15 protein-coding genes are annotated in these 13,795 nt (G+C 71.5%); 8 read left to right on the top strand and 7 right to left on the bottom strand.

Features of this window, described 5'->3' with window-relative positions:
- Window positions 1–68: 68 nt before the first annotated feature.
- Window positions 69–335, bottom strand: coding sequence for a 30S ribosomal protein S20 (rpsT, locus tag ABD327_RS27720; RefSeq protein WP_344454413.1), 267 nt, complete (start codon window positions 333–335; stop codon window positions 69–71).
- A gap of 206 nt (window positions 336–541) precedes the next feature.
- Between rpsT and lepA the strand changes: the two genes are divergently transcribed.
- Complete coding sequence (gene lepA / locus ABD327_RS27715; protein ID WP_344454411.1) at window positions 542–2,368, top strand: translation elongation factor 4; 1,827 nt, start codon at window positions 542–544, stop codon at window positions 2,366–2,368.
- A gap of 8 nt (window positions 2,369–2,376) precedes the next feature.
- On the opposite strand, the gene ABD327_RS27710 is transcribed toward lepA, so the two are convergent.
- On the bottom strand, window positions 2,377–3,183 hold the full coding sequence (locus ABD327_RS27710; RefSeq protein WP_344454409.1) for an FHA domain-containing protein: 807 nt from the start codon (window positions 3,181–3,183) through the stop codon (window positions 2,377–2,379).
- Between the two features lie 247 nt (window positions 3,184–3,430).
- Window positions 3,431–4,930, bottom strand: coding sequence for a hypothetical protein (locus tag ABD327_RS27705; protein WP_344454407.1), 1,500 nt, complete (start codon window positions 4,928–4,930; stop codon window positions 3,431–3,433).
- Between the two features lie 265 nt (window positions 4,931–5,195).
- Between ABD327_RS27705 and ABD327_RS27700 the strand changes: the two genes are divergently transcribed.
- The 4 genes from ABD327_RS27700 (at window position 5,196) to hemW (ending at window position 8,184) form a co-directional block, all read left to right on the top strand.
- Complete coding sequence (locus ABD327_RS27700) at window positions 5,196–5,717, top strand: DUF4870 domain-containing protein (RefSeq protein ID WP_344454405.1); 522 nt, start codon at window positions 5,196–5,198, stop codon at window positions 5,715–5,717.
- 60 nt (window positions 5,718–5,777) lie between these two features.
- Window positions 5,778–6,095, top strand: coding sequence for a cupin domain-containing protein (locus tag ABD327_RS27695; protein WP_344454403.1), 318 nt, complete (start codon window positions 5,778–5,780; stop codon window positions 6,093–6,095).
- Between the two features lie 78 nt (window positions 6,096–6,173).
- Window positions 6,174–6,947 carry a Uma2 family endonuclease gene (locus tag ABD327_RS27690; RefSeq protein WP_344454400.1) on the top strand — a complete coding sequence of 258 codons (774 nt, stop codon included), beginning with the start codon at window positions 6,174–6,176 and terminating at the stop codon, window positions 6,945–6,947.
- A 40-nt stretch (window positions 6,948–6,987) separates the two neighbouring features.
- On the top strand, window positions 6,988–8,184 hold the full coding sequence (gene hemW, locus ABD327_RS27685) for a radical SAM family heme chaperone HemW (RefSeq protein WP_344454398.1): 1,197 nt from the start codon (window positions 6,988–6,990) through the stop codon (window positions 8,182–8,184).
- Between the two features lie 9 nt (window positions 8,185–8,193).
- Here hemW and ABD327_RS27680 read toward each other — a convergent pair whose 3' ends face one another.
- Genes ABD327_RS27680 through ABD327_RS27670 form a run of 3 tightly spaced genes read right to left on the bottom strand, consistent with a single transcriptional unit; the run spans window position 8,194 to window position 10,230 of the window.
- The gene (locus tag ABD327_RS27680) at window positions 8,194–8,598 is read right to left on the bottom strand and encodes a DUF4870 domain-containing protein (RefSeq protein ID WP_344454396.1); all 405 of its coding nucleotides are present in this window, start codon (window positions 8,596–8,598) and stop codon (window positions 8,194–8,196) included.
- Window positions 8,599–8,603: 5 nt separating this feature from the next.
- On the bottom strand, window positions 8,604–9,422 hold the full coding sequence (locus ABD327_RS27675) for a DUF3097 domain-containing protein (RefSeq protein WP_344454394.1): 819 nt from the start codon (window positions 9,420–9,422) through the stop codon (window positions 8,604–8,606).
- Window positions 9,423–9,432: 10 nt separating this feature from the next.
- Window positions 9,433–10,230, bottom strand: coding sequence for an MBL fold metallo-hydrolase (locus ABD327_RS27670; protein ID WP_344454392.1), 798 nt, complete (start codon window positions 10,228–10,230; stop codon window positions 9,433–9,435).
- An 87-nt stretch (window positions 10,231–10,317) separates the two neighbouring features.
- Between ABD327_RS27670 and hrcA the strand changes: the two genes are divergently transcribed.
- The 3 genes from hrcA (at window position 10,318) to ABD327_RS27655 (ending at window position 13,458) form a co-directional block, all read left to right on the top strand.
- Window positions 10,318–11,331: a heat-inducible transcriptional repressor HrcA gene (gene hrcA / locus ABD327_RS27665; protein WP_344454479.1), complete on the top strand. Its 1,014-nt coding sequence runs from the start codon at window positions 10,318–10,320 to the stop codon at window positions 11,329–11,331.
- Complete coding sequence (gene dnaJ / locus ABD327_RS27660; RefSeq protein WP_344454390.1) at window positions 11,331–12,455, top strand: molecular chaperone DnaJ; 1,125 nt, start codon at window positions 11,331–11,333, stop codon at window positions 12,453–12,455. The genes hrcA and dnaJ overlap by 1 nt, the downstream gene beginning before the upstream one ends.
- 265 nt (window positions 12,456–12,720) lie before the next feature.
- Window positions 12,721–13,458, top strand: coding sequence for a 16S rRNA (uracil(1498)-N(3))-methyltransferase (locus tag ABD327_RS27655; RefSeq protein ID WP_344454388.1), 738 nt, complete (start codon window positions 12,721–12,723; stop codon window positions 13,456–13,458).
- 69 nt (window positions 13,459–13,527) lie between these two features.
- On the opposite strand, the gene ABD327_RS27650 is transcribed toward ABD327_RS27655, so the two are convergent.
- The gene (locus ABD327_RS27650; protein WP_344454386.1) at window positions 13,528–13,713 is read right to left on the bottom strand and encodes a helix-hairpin-helix domain-containing protein; all 186 of its coding nucleotides are present in this window, start codon (window positions 13,711–13,713) and stop codon (window positions 13,528–13,530) included.
- Window positions 13,714–13,795 lie beyond the last annotated feature (82 nt).

The following is a 13,795-nucleotide window of genomic DNA, read 5'->3' as shown; positions in this document are numbered from 1 at the left end:
TGCTGCTCCTTTTTCTCGCAGCGGCCCTCCGGTGCCGGACCTCGGCGAGGAGGAGTGCTGGGAAGGGCTTACTTGCCGAGGGCGGCGGCCTGCTTGGCGATCGCGGACTTGCGGTTCGCGGCCTGGTTCTTGTGGATGACGCCCTTGCTGACGGCCTTGTCCAGCTTGCGGCTGGCGTTGCGCAGGGCCGCGGTGGCCTCTTCGGCGTTGCCGCCGGCGGCCGCCTCACGGAACTTGCGGATGGCCGACTTGAGCTCGGTCTTGACCGCCTTGTTGCGCAGGCGCGCCTTCTCGTTCTGCTTGTTCCGCTTGATCTGGGACTTGATGTTCGCCACTGAAGGAAGCCTCGATTGAAGTCAACGTTACGGATGGGGCGCGGAGATCCGGCAGCCGGTCGGATCTGCGGGCACGGAGACACACGCGCCACACGCAAGGAAGCAGACTACCAAGCTCGGGCGGCTATCCCCAACCCGGACCAGAGCATCGACCCGGACATGGGACCATGGTAGGCGGAAGTCCTCCACGTCAACCTAGGATCCGCGTGCCGCCCGTACCGAACCACACCGATCCCGCGGTGATCCGCAACTTCTGCATCATCGCGCACATCGACCACGGCAAGTCCACCCTGGCCGACCGCATGCTGCAGCTGACCGGGGTCGTCGACGACCGCTCGATGCGCGCTCAGTATCTGGACAAGATGGACATCGAGCGGGAACGCGGCATCACCATCAAGTCGCAGGCCGTCCGGCTGCCCTGGAAAGACCATGTCCTGAACATGATCGACACTCCGGGGCACGTGGACTTCTCCTACGAGGTCTCCCGGTCGCTGGCCGCCTGCGAGGGCGCGATCCTGCTGGTGGACGCCGCCCAGGGCATCGAGGCCCAGACGCTGGCCAACCTGTACATGGCGATGGAGGCCGACCTCCACATCATCCCGGTCCTCAACAAGATCGACCTTCCGGCCGCCCAGCCGGAGAAGGTCGCCGAGGAGATCTCCGGCCTGATCGGCTGCGACCCGGCGGAGGTGCTGCGGGTCTCCGGCAAGACCGGCGTGGGCGTGGCCGAGCTGCTCGACAAGATCGTGGCGGAGGTCCCGGCCCCGGTGGGCGACGCGAACGCCCCGGCCCGCGCGCTGATCTTCGACTCGGTCTACGACACCTACCGGGGCGTGGTCACCTACGTCCGGGTCGTGGACGGGCGCATCACCCGCCGCGAGAAGTCCCTCATGATGTCGACGGGCTCGGCCCACGACACCCTCGAGGTCGGCGTGATCTCCCCCGATCCGATCTCGACCGAGGGCCTGGGCGTCGGCGAGGTGGGCTATCTGATCTCCGGCGTGAAGGACGTCCGCCAGGCCAGGGTCGGCGACACGGTGACGATGGCGTCCAAGCCAGCGCCGGAGGCGCTCGGCGGGTACGACACCCCCAAGCCGATGGTCTACTCGGGCCTGTACCCGATCGACGGCGACGACTACCCGCTGCTCCGCGACGCCCTCGACAAGCTGCGGCTGAACGACGCCGCGCTGGTGTACGAGCCGGAGACGTCGCTGGCGCTGGGCTTCGGCTACCGCTGCGGCTTCCTCGGCCTGCTCCACATGGAGATCGTCCGGGAGCGGCTGGAGCGCGAGTTCAACCTGGCGCTGATCTCCACCGCGCCGAGCGTCATCTACCGGGTGGAGATGGAGAACGGCCAGGAGCACGTCGTCACCAACCCCAGCGAGTACCCCGCGGACGGCAAGATCGCGCACGTGTACGAGCCGGTCGTCCGGGCCACGGTGCTCACCCCGACGGAGTTCATCGGCACGATCATGGAGCTGTGCCAGGGCCGCCGCGGCGTGCTGCTGGGCATGGACTACCTGTCGGAGGACAGGGTCGAGATCAAGTACACCCTGCCGCTGGGCGAGATCATCTTCGACTTCTTCGACCAGCTGAAGTCCCGCACCCGCGGGTACGCCAGCCTCGACTACGATCCCGCGGGCGAGCAGGAGTCCAAGCTCGTCAAGGTCGACATCCTGCTGCAGGGCGAGTCCGTGGACGCCTTCAGCCAGATCGTGCACGCCGACAAGGCCCGCGACTACGGCCTGATGATGACGACCAAGCTCAAGGAACTGATCCCCAGGCAGCAGTACGAGGTGCCGATCCAGGCCGCCATCGGCGCCCGGGTGATCGCCCGCGAGAACATCCGCGCCATCCGCAAGGACGTCCTGGCCAAGTGCTACGGCGGCGACATCTCCCGTAAGCGCAAGCTGCTGGAGAAGCAGAAGGAGGGCAAGAAGAAGATGAAGACCATCGGGCGCGTGGACGTGCCCCAGGAGGCCTTCGTCGCTGCGCTCTCCACCGGTTCCTCGGCGGACAAGCCGAAGAAGTAGCGGGCGGTTCAGCCGCTCTTCCACCACTTGTTCTCCTGCGCGGTCAGCCACGCGGGGTCGCGGGCGAGCTCCAGGTGGCGGAGGCCGATCACGTCGTAGTGCAGCAGGGCCGAGGCGATGGCGCTGAGGCTCAGCTGCTGGTCCCGGCCGACGAGGCCGGCCCGGTAGATCTTGGCTCTGAGCTCCTTGAGGTGGTCGTGCACCTGCTGGGCGAGCCTTCCGCGCGCCGCCGAGCCGTCGAAGCCGCGGAGCAGGTGGTGGGCGCCGGTCAGCTCCAGTGCCTGCCTGGCCAGCTCGGGCGCGCGCGGCAGCGGCGCCATCCGGGTGGGGTCCAGCAGCCACGGACGGCACAGCAGGAACGCCACCATGAACTCCTTGGTGGCGGGGTCCAGCCTGACGGGCAGCCCGGTGGTCTCCTGGGACGGGGTGTCCGGCGGCGGGGCGGGCGGCGGCGTACCGCCGGCCGTCCGGACGTCCAGGGCACGGCCGTGGTCGAGCATGGGCGCGGTGCCGACGAGCGCGCCGCCTTCGGCGAGCAGGAAGCCGAGTCCGCCGTTCTCGGTGGTGACGGGCAGCCGCAGCCGTTCGGAGCGGATGAGGACGTAGAGCGAGTGCCGCCCGCTGAGGTTGCTGATCAGCGCGCCGCCGTCGACCGCCGCGATCCGTCCGGCGGTCCGGGAGAGCCACGGGTCGCCGCCGAGCGGGATGTCGGTCTGCGTTCCCCGCCCGAAGACGACGCTCTCCCCCCGTTCGAGAGGGAAGAGCGCGCCGTCGGGGCCGGTGACGAGAACGGGGCTGCGGTCAGGAGGAGGCATGAGAACACCAGGAGGGATCGAAGGGGGTTTCGCAGAGGTAACCACCTCTCCGGGCGGGTTTCTGTGTGCCGGGACACGACCCGACCCCCGAGTTCGGGGGAGGCGCCGGACGGCGGGCCCGCGCCAGGATGGCGCCCACGGGGAACGACGAGGGGAGAGGGTCTTGCGGAGGATGGGGAAGTCCGGTCCGGTCAGGGGCGGTTGCGGTTGCGAGCAGGACGGCTCCTGCGGGTGCGAGTAGCGGGGGTCACCGGCCGGGCCGGGTGAGCCGGGGGACGGCGGCGTCGGGGTCGGCGGCCAGCAGGCGGCGCCAGCCGGACAGGGCGCCGGGCCGCAGCGGGTCCGCGCGGCCCTCGCGGGAGAGCCAGCGCGCCGCCGTCCACGCCACTCGCGCCGTCTGGTCCATGACCTCGCCGGGCAGTTCGGGGGTGTGCGGGGCGAGGGCCCGTGCCGGCCGGGGCAGCCGCAGCAGCAGGTCCCGGGCCCCGTCGCGCCGCCGGAGGATCTCCTCGATCGAGGCGTAGAGCGTTCTGAGCCGGTTCACCGCCCGTTCGGTGTCGTACCGCCCGTGGTCGTGGTTTCCGGCGTTGCGGGTCGCCCACCAGGACAGGTGCTCCCCGGTCGGGCGGACGTAGACGACGCTCGCCGGGGTGCGTTCCAGCAGTTCGGCGGCGTAGGGGTGGATCGCGCCTCCCGGGGAGGTGAGCGCGTCGGGGCGCAGCAGCACGACCGTGTGCCAGGGGACTCCCTGGTCGCCGCGGTGCTGGATGTGCCGGGCGACGTGGATCCAGGTGTGGGTGCGCGAGCGGGTGAGGTCGGACGGGTAGGTACGGACGCGCCCGCCGGGGGTCACCTCGACGTTCGGGCGGATCAGCACGAACTGCCAGTCCAGCGCCTCGGCGAGGAGGGCCGCGGCGGGGCCCGCGCTCTCCCTTCCGCCGATGACGACGACGGTGCGGGCCTGCGGCCAGGTCAGCGGCATTCCGGTGGAGGGCCGCTGCTGGCCGGCGACGGAGTCCTGGACCAGCAGGTGCGACGGCCAGCCGGTCGCGGCGGTCCGCCAGGTCAGGTGCCCGGCGCCGCCCTGCCAGCTGTACTCCTGCCCGTCGGACAGCGCGTTGGCGGTCCTGGCGAGCAGTTCCCACCGCACCGCCGCGTGTTCGTCGGAGAGGTCGGGCACCTGGTCGAATCCGGCCTCGAGCGCCAGCCGGGTGACCTTCTCGGCGGCGAGGGGACGGGCTCCGGGACGCAGCGCGAACTCTCCGACCAGGTTGGTGGCCGTCCGGTAGCGCCGTCCGGAGACGACCTGGGTGAGCAGCACGCTGAACCGCTCCCGTCCGGCTTCGTCGGAGAGGAGGGCCTGGGCGGCGGCCGTGGGGGCGGGCGGCGCGGGGCGGACGAACGAGGCGAGGTCGGGGACGGCGGCGAGGGCGCGCAGGGCCGAGACGGCGTCGTGCGCCAGGTCGGTCAGGACGGTGCGGGGCAGTTCCTCGGCGGGCAGCCAGCCGAGGGCGCCGAAGACCTCGGCGACCGGCAGTCTGGCCAGGACCGCCAGGTCGCGGACGAACTCGGGGGACAGCCCCCGTTCCCGGTTGAGGTACTTGGCGACGGCGCTGGCGCTGTAGCGCGCCGGCAGCCGGCGGGCGATCTCGGCCTTGGAGCTGATGCCCTGTTTGGCCAGGACGTCGAGGCACCAGTTGATCGCGGTGAGCTCCCGCGTGGCGCGCTCCGGGTCCGGGTGGGACATCCAGCCTCCCGAGAATCCACTTTGTCCAGAAAAACAGTACAGATCGCGGGGATCCGGCCGGGGAGTTTCCCGGATCATGCGGAAGGGCGACTTCGCGGGGAACGGGGGCGGGGTCGGCTCAGGAGGAGCCGGCCGGACGCGCGGGGGACGGAGGACCCCCGCGCGTCCGGCCGGGAGCGGTGGGAGGGTGAACCATCCGGCCGTCCCTCACGTCAGAAGCGGAAAGGACGCGCCCCCGCCGGCAAGAGCAGAAACGAGCGCAGGCATGACCGATCCAGGCTGGAACCCCCAGCAGCCTTACGGCAACCCCTACGGCCAGCAGCCGCCTTATGGCCAGCAGCCGCCCTACGGCCAGTCGCCCTACGGCCAGTCGCCCTACGGCCAGCCGCCCTACGCGCAGCCGACGCCGCCGCCCTTCTCCCAGCAGCCCTTCGTCCAGGCCGGCCCGCCGGTGAACCCGTCCGAGGAGCGGACCTACGCGATGGTCGCGCATCTCGGGCAGCTGGTCGTGGGCTTCTTCGCGCCGCTGCTCACCTACCTCCTGTACAAGGACCGCTCGCAGTACATCCGCTGGCACTCGGCGCAGGCCCTCAACCTCTCGATCACCTCCTTCCTCTACGTGATGGCGGTGATGTTCGTGTCCGTGGTGACCTTCGGGCTCGGCTTCCTGCTGTTCATCCCGCTGGCGGTACTCGAGGTCGTCTTCCTGGTCATGGCGGGGGTCGCGGCCAACCGCGGCGAGTGGTACCGCTACCCGCAGTGGCTGGCCATCCCGATGGTGAGCTGAAGCACAGTCGCGTGGCGCTCGGGGAGGATTCCGGCCCGCCGGTCCGGGAATCTCCAGACCATGACGGATCTCAGAACACTCGCCGAGCGCCACCTCACCGACGCGAAAGCCGACAAGAACGGGCGGAGCGCCCACCTGTTCCTGCACGAGGGACCGCTGCGGCAGACGGTGATCGCGTTGACCGCCGGTTCCAGCCTGGACGAGCACAACTCCCCGCACGCCGCGAGCCTCCAGGTGCTCACCGGCCACGTCAGGATCACCTCGGGGGTGGGCGACACCGAGCTGCGCGAGGGGGAGCTGGCCCCCATCCCGCACGAGCGGCACGGCCTGACCGCGGTCGCGGACGCGGTCGTCCTGCTCACCACGGTCAAGGGTTGACGGTCCGTGACCAGATCGAGTCTTCACGGTGTCCAAAATCGCCGGTGACCACGCGTTCTGTGGTGAAAACTGAGCGTCGTGGGTCACACACTCTTGCACCAGATCCTCGTGGCGGACCTCCTCGCCCCGCTGATGATCGCCGAATACGGCGACATGAGGACCAGGACGTCCGCCGCGGCTCACCTCGGCGACGGCACCTGGATCCACGCCGACCTCCTGGTCTACTGCGAGGCCCAGGACCGTGAGGGGTTCGTGGAGGGCGCCCCGCTCCTGGCCGTCGAGGTGGCCTCGGACGCCTCCCGCGCCCGCGACCTGGGGGCCAAGCGGGAGCTGTACGCCGGGTACGGGGTGCCCTGCTACTGGGTCGTCGACCTGACGCCCGACGGGGTGCGCGTGCACGTCCACTCGCTGCGCGGCGGACGCCACATCGAGACGGCCGTCGTGGGCAGGGGCGAGTCCGTGCGGCTCACCGAACCATTCAAGATCGAGATTCGGCCGGACCGCCTCTTCAGCGGGCTCCCCCCGTGGCGCGGACCGGTCGAGGGAGCGTGCATGGCGCATGAGAACGGCCCGGACCTGCCGTCGCCGCAGGAGGCCTTCGAGATCGACTCCTTCCTCCGGCGCTGGCCGACGGGCGCGGAGAAGGTGGAGCTGGAGAACGGCCACCCCGTCTTCTACGGCCGCTGGGACGAGCGGGACGTCGAGATCGCCCAGCGGGCCTACCCGGGCCGGGTGGTCCGGCTGGACCAGCGGCCCGGCGTCCCGGGCACGATGCGGATCCTGCCCGCCGCCTCGGTGACGGAGACGGCGCCGCAGCGGCTCGTGGACTTCGACGCGGTCACAGGGCGCTGAACCGTCCGGGGAGGTCCGGCGCGCCTGTAACACTGGAGGCATGCCCTCGACCCTCCCCGAAGGGGATCCCATGCCCGCCGACGGGCGGCTGCCCGAAGCGTCCCTGGAGGGTTTCGGCAGCCGTCCCTTCGGGTTCTACGTGCACGTCCCGTTCTGCGTGACGAGGTGCGGCTACTGCGACTTCAACACCTACACGGCGACGGAGCTGGGCCCCGGCGCGTCCCGCGACTCCTACGCCGACACGGTGATCTCCGAGATCCGGCTCGCCCGGAAGGTCTTGGGCGAGGCCGACGCGCCGGTGCGGACGGTGTTCGTCGGCGGCGGCACCCCCACCCTGCTCCCTCCGGAGGACCTCGGCCGGATCCTGCGGGCGGTCCGTGACGAGTTCGGCCTGGCCGACGGCGCGGAGGTGACCACGGAGGCCAACCCCGAGACCGTCGGCCCCGCCTCCCTCGCGGGCCTGCGGGAAGCCGGTTTCACCCGGATCTCGTACGGGATGCAGAGCGCCAAGGACCACGTGCTGAAGGCTCTGGACCGCGTCCACACCCCCGCCCGCGTCCCGCTGGTGGTCGCGCAGGCCAGGGAGGCGGGGTTCGACCACGTCAACCTCGACCTGATCTACGGCGCCCCGGGCGAGAGCGACGACGACTGGCGGGAGTCCGTCGAGCAGGCCCTGGCCGCGGGCCCCGACCACGTCTCCGCCTACGCGCTGATCGTCGAGGAGGGCACGAAGCTCGCGGCCCGGGTCGCGCGCGGCGAGCTGGACGAGCCCGACGACGACGCGATGGCCGACCGCTACCTGATGGCCGACGAGCTCTTCGAGAAGGCCGGGATGAGCTGGTACGAGCTGTCCAACTGGGCGCTGCCCGGCGGGGAGTGCCGGCACAACCTGCTCTACTGGCAGGGCGCCGACTGGTGGGGCGCCGGGCCCGGCGCTCATTCCCACGTCGGCGGCACCCGCTGGTGGAACGTCAAGCACCCCGCCGCCTACGCCCAGCGCCTGGCGCAGGGGACCACCCCCGCGTACGCCCGCGAGGTGCTCGACGACGACACCCGGCGGGTGGAGCGCGTCCTGCTGGAGCTGCGGCTGCGCACCGGCTGCCCGATGGAGCTGCTGGACGAGCGGGCGGTCCGCGGGCAGGAGGAACTCGGCCTGCTGCGCCTCCAGGACGGCCGCGCCGTCCTCACGCTGAAGGGCAGGCTGCTCGCGGACGCCGTGGTCCGCGACCTCACCTGAGGGCGGGCCTCACCTGACGATCGGCCAGGCCACCACCGCGGGCAGCCGGTGCCAGGCGCCCCGGTTGATCCGGGTGGCGCTGTAGACCACGAGGCACATCGACACCGTCACCGTGCCTCCGGCGATCCACAGGAAGAAGTCGGCCCACTGGTAGAGGAAGACCGAGATCCCGAAGACGATCCCCGTGGTGAGGGCGAGATTGAGCGCCTGGCGGCCGTGGTGGCGGGCGTAGGCCGACCGGTTCTTCTTGGTCAGGTAGACGTACAGCGGCGGGAGCGCCCACAGCAGGAACTGGCCGATGTAGGCGGTCAGCGCCCACTGGCGCTCGTCCGGGGTCGTGGGACCCCCGTGCGAGCCGGCGGCGTAACCGTCGGGGAGCCGGACGGTGGGGGTGGGGCGGGGGCGGCGGGACAAGGTGGTCACTCCTTGGCGGTGACGAAGTCAATCAACTCTTCGACGCGTCCGAGTAGTTCTGGTTCCAGATCGGCATAAGAACGGACGGAACTGAGGATTCTCCTCCATGCTGCACCGGTGTTGCCGGGCCAGCCGAGGCGGGCGCAGACCCCTTCCTTCCAGTCGAAGCCCTTGGGCACCTCCGGCCAGGCGCGGATGCCCAGCGCGCGGGGCTTCACCGCCTGCCAGACGTCGATGAAGGGGTGCCCGCAGATCAGCACGTGCGGGTCGGTGATCTTCGCGGCTATCCGCGACTCCTTGGAACCGGGCACCAGGTGGTCGACCAGGACGCCGAGCCTGCGTCCCGGGCCCGGCTCGAACTCCTCGACGATCAGCGGGAGGTCGTCGACGCCCTCCAGGTACTCCACGGCCACGCCCTCGATCCGCAGGTCGTGGCCCCAGATCTTCTCGACCAGCTCGGCGTCGTGCACGCCCTCGACGTAGATCCGGCTCTCCCTGGCCACCCTCGCCCTGTGGTCGCGGACGTAGAGCGAGCCGGACGCGCTGACCGCCCTGCCCGGCTGCCGCGGTCCCGGCCGCACGAGGGTGACGGGCCGCCCGTCGAGCAGGAAGGCCGCCACCGACAGGGGGAAGACCCGGCGCCTGCCGAACCTGTCCTCCAGGGTGACCTCGTCCTTGCCGCAGGCCACGACCGCACCGCAGAAACCGCTGTCGGGGTCCTCCACGACCAGGTCGCGTTCGGCCGGGACCTCCGGGATCTGCCCCTTCCGCGGCAGGCGCCAGTTCCCGGCGAGTATGTCTTCGCCATAGTCCTTGCTGCGCACGCCCTAGACCCTAACCCGAGGCCGCCAGCTGGAGGTGTCCGCGACGTACCGCGTGCAGCAGAAGAGCCGGATCGTAGGGCCAGTCACCGCTCCGGAGGGCCTTCAACGGGTCGAGCCCGGCGTCGTAGGTCTCCCGGATGCCCAGGGCGACCGAGGCGATCGCGTCCCGCTGCCGCTCCACGAACCGCGCGCCGACGGGGTCGCCGTGGCCGGGGACGATGAGGTCCGGCTCCAGCCCCAGCAGCCGGGTGAGGGTGATCGGCCAGTCCAGGGGGAAGCTGTCGGAGCCGTAGCAGGGCGGCCCGGCCTCCTCGACGAGGTCGCCGGCGAAGACCAGACCGCAGTCGGGCACCCGGACGAGCAGGTCGTGGCCGGTGTGGCCGCGGCCGAGGTGGTGCAGTTCGACGATCCGGTCGCCGAGGTCGATCAGCGCGGTGTCGCGGACCAGCCGGGAGGGGGCGGTCACCGGGGTGCCCTCGACCTGGAGGGCCCAGTCCGGGTCGTCCTCGGCCAGGGTGCGCCAGGCCTCGCGCTCGAGATATCCGGGAAGATCGAGATGGCCCCAGAACGGGCCGTCGAAGGCGGCGTTGCCGAAGCAGTGGTCGAAGTGGCCGTGGGTGTTGACCACCGCGACGGGCGCCTTGAAGCCCAGCTCGCGCAGCTGTTCCCTCAGCTCCAGGCCCTCGGGCACCGAGGCCCGGGTGTCGATCAGCACCGCGCCCAGCCGCCCGGCGATCACGCCCGTGTTCACGTCGAATCCGTCGTACCGGCGGCGGAAACACCGGTCGGCGACCTCTTCCCAGGACATGACCAGACTCTCGCACATCGACTTCGTCCTCCGGGACCGTACACTTGGCACTCGTAGACTGGGAGTGCCAGGCAGGAGGTGAGCGCGTTGCTGGACGATCGGAAACTGGCCATTCTGCGCGCCATCGTCGAGGACTACGTCTCCACGAACGAGCCGGTGGGCTCCAAGGCGCTGGCCGAGCGCCATGCCCTGGGGGTCTCCCCGGCCACGGTGCGCAACGACATGGCGGTACTGGAGGAGCAGGGGTACATCACCCAGCCCCACACCAGCGCGGGCCGGATCCCCACGGACAAGGGCTACCGCCTGTTCGTGGACAAGCTGTCCACGATCAAGCCGCTGTCGGGGGCGGAGCGCCGCGCCATCGAGACCTTCCTCGCCGGGGCCTACGACCTCGACGACGTGGTCTCGCGGACGGTCCGGCTGCTGGCCCAGCTGACCCGGCAGGTCGCGGTGGTGCAGTACCCGTCGCTGATCCGCTCCTCGGTGCGGCACATCGAACTGGTGCCGGTGGCCGCGGGACGGCTGCTGCTGATCCTGATCACCGACACGGGCCGGGTCGAGCAGCGGGTCGTGGAGACCCACGGCGAGCTCGCCGACGACTCGGTGGCGCAGCTGCGCGCCCTGCTGAACGCCTGCCTGGACGGGCGGTCGTTCGGCGAGGTGCCGCTGGCCGTCGCCGACCTGCCCGCACGGGTGTCGGCCGAGGACAGGCCGGTGGCCGTGGCGGTGCTGTCGGTCCTGCTGGAGACCCTGGTCGAACGGAACGAAGAGAAGATCGTCTTCGCGGGCGCGGCCAACCTCGCGCTCGGCGACTTCTCGAAGGGCCTCCGGGACGTGCTGGAGGCCCTGGAAGAACAGGTGGTGCTGATGCGCCTGCTCGGGGAGGCCGGGGACCCGGCTACCCTGACCGTGCGGATCGGTGCCGAGAACCAGCTCCAAGGGCTGACCTCCGCGTCCGTCATCGCCGCGGGCTACGGCATGGACGGACAGGCGCTGGCCCGGCTCGGGGTTCTCGGACCCACCCGAATGGACTACCCAGGAACGATGGGAGCGGTACGCGCTGTGGCACGTTACGTCGGTCAGATTCTGGCGGGGTCGTAGTGCGCGACTACTACGCCACCCTTGGGGTGAGCCGTAACGCCACTCCGGACGAGGTCAAGAAGGCCTACCGCCGGCTCGCCCGTGAACTTCACCCCGATGTCAATCCCGACGAGGAGAGCCAGGAGAAGTTCAAGGAGGTCACGCAGGCCTACGAGGTGCTGTCCGACCCCAAGAAGCGGGAGATGTACGACCTGGGGGCCGACCCGTTCGGCTCCGCCATGGGCGGCGGGGGCGGGGGCTTCGGCGCCGGATTCCCGTTCAGCGACATCATGGACACCCTTTTCGGGACGGCCAGCGCCCGCGGTCCGCGTTCGCGTGCCCGCCGGGGCCGCAACGCGACGCTGCGGGTCGAGCTCGACCTGTCGGAGACGGCGTTCGGCACCACCCGGGAACTGACCATCGACACCGCGACGGTCTGCGGCGCCTGCACCGGCTCGGGCTCCGCCGCGGGCAGCCACCCCGACACGTGTGAGATGTGCCACGGGCGGGGCGAGATCCAGCAGGTCCAGCGCAGCTTCCTGGGCCAGGTCATGACGTCCCGGCCCTGCCCGCAGTGCGGCGGCTACGGCTCGGTCATCCGCAACCCCTGCCCGGAGTGCGCGGGCGACGGCCGGGTGCGCAGCCAGCGCACCATCAAGGTCAAGATCCCCGCGGGCGTGGAGCACGGAACCCACATCCAGCTCGCGGGCGAGGGCGAGGTCGGCCCCGGCGGCGGCCCGGCCGGCGACCTCTTCCTGGAGATCGTCGAGACCCCCCACGCGATCTTCGAGCGGGAGGGCGACGACCTGCACTGCACCGTGCAGATCCCGATGAGCGCGGCGGCCCTGGGCACCTCGATCACCATCGAGACCCTCGACGGCGCCGAGGAGGTCGACATCCGCCCCGGCACCCAGGCCGGCCAGGTCATCCCCCTGTACGGGCGGGGAGCCCACCACCTCAACGCCAGCGGCCGCGGCGACCTGATGATCCACGTCAACGTCGAGACCCCCACCCGGCTCGACCCCGCCCAGGAGGAGCTCCTGCGCGAACTCGCCCGCCTCCGCGGCGAGGAGCGCCCCCCCGGCAAGTTCGCCCCCGGACAGCAGGGCTTCTTCTCCCGCCTCAAGGACGCCTTCCACAGCTGAAGAGACGAGGTGGCCGACGCCTACCGCGACGGCTACGAAAACCCCTGACAGGGCCGCCCGCTCCCGCGGGCGGCCCTGTGCCTTTTTCTCCCCGCCCGTGTTCGCCGGTGCGGATCCCGCCCGCCCGGACCGCACCGCCATCCGCGTTCATCCCGCCCGTGTTCCCGGTGCGCGCCTCCCGGACGCCGGGCCGACGCGTGGGCGTCCGGGCGGCGGTTTTCCCCAGGGCGAATGACGGAGGAGCCGGGGCTGGGAGGATGGGTGGGTGAGTGCTCCGGTTTTCGTGGTGGACAGGGCCGTGCTGGCGGGCACGGGCGGCAGGGTCGTGCTGGAGGGTGCCGAGGGGCGGCACGCGGCGACGGTGAAGCGGCTCCGGGTGGGGGAGGAGGTCGTCCTCACCGACGGGGAGGGCACGCGGGGGCGGTGCTCGGTGTTGTCGGTGGGGCGGGACAGGCTGGAGCTGGAGGTCCTCGGGCGCCAGGAGGAGCCTCCGGCCTCGCCCCGGATCACGGTGGTGCAGGCGCTGCCCAAGGGGGAGCGCGGTGAGCTGGCCGTCGAGGTGATGACCGAGGCCGGGGTGGACGAGATCGTCCCCTGGTCGGCGAGCAGGTCGATCACGCAGTGGCGGGCGGAGCGGCGGGAGAAGTCGCTCGGGCGGTGGCGCAACGCGGCCCGCGAGGCGGGCAAGCAGGCCCGGCGGAGCCGCTTCCCGGTGGTGCCGGACCTGGCCTCGACGGCTCAGGTGGCGGCCCGCCTGGAGCGTGCGGAGCTGGCGCTGGTGCTGCACGAGGAGGCCGCCGAGCCGCTCGGCGCGCTCTCCGTCGAGGGAGTCGGCGAGATCGTCCTGGTGGTGGGCCCCGAAGGCGGGATCAGCCCCGAGGAACTGGAGCTCTTCACCGGCGCGGGCGCCCGCGCCGTCCTGCTGGGCCCGACGGTGCTGCGCACCTCCACCGCCGGGGTCGCCGCCCTCGCCGTCCTGATGACCCGCACCGGCCGCTGGTGACGGGGCGGCCCGCATTGGCCTTTGGTGACGGGGGCGGCCCGCTCCGGCTGTTGGTGACGGGGGCCGGGATCAGTCCCGGCTGAAGGCGAGGCCCTGCTCCGCGAGGGCCTCGCGGAGGACGCGCACGGCTTTGGGGCCCACGCCGTGGAGGGCCTGGAGTTCGTGTTCGGAGAGGCGGGCGACTTCGGTCAGGCGGGTGATCCCCGCCTCGGCCAGGGCGCGGGTGGCGGGGGCGCCGATCTTCGGCAGGTCCAAGGCGTGCTCCGGTCAGTCCGGGGGGCGGGCGGTGTTGCTGGGGGTGGGGAGGATCGTGGGGCCGCCCGTGGGCCCGGGCAGG

Source organism: Actinocorallia aurantiaca, from assembly GCF_039533685.1.
GTDB classification, from domain to species: Bacteria; Actinomycetota; Actinomycetes; order Streptosporangiales; family Streptosporangiaceae; genus Actinocorallia; species Actinocorallia aurantiaca.
Note: the sequence above shows the minus strand (reverse complement) of the source record. Positions and strands in the feature narration are given on the sequence as shown.

Bases quoted from the DNA above. Each gene is read 5' to 3' on its own strand.
- ABD327_RS27700 (WP_344454405.1), top strand. From the start codon at position 5,196: ATGACCGATCCAGGCTGGAACCCCCAGCAGCCTTACGGCAACCCCTAC.
- ABD327_RS27710 (WP_344454409.1), bottom strand. From the start codon at position 3,183: ATGCCTCCTCCTGACCGCAGCCCCGTTCTCGTCACCGGCCCCGACGGC.
- ABD327_RS27670 (WP_344454392.1), bottom strand. From the start codon at position 10,230: ATGTCCTGGGAAGAGGTCGCCGACCGGTGTTTCCGCCGCCGGTACGAC.
- ABD327_RS27705 (WP_344454407.1), bottom strand. From the start codon at position 4,930: ATGTCCCACCCGGACCCGGAGCGCGCCACGCGGGAGCTCACCGCGATC.
- hemW (WP_344454398.1), top strand. From the start codon at position 6,988: ATGCCCTCGACCCTCCCCGAAGGGGATCCCATGCCCGCCGACGGGCGG.
- ABD327_RS27695 (WP_344454403.1), top strand. From the start codon at position 5,778: ATGACGGATCTCAGAACACTCGCCGAGCGCCACCTCACCGACGCGAAA.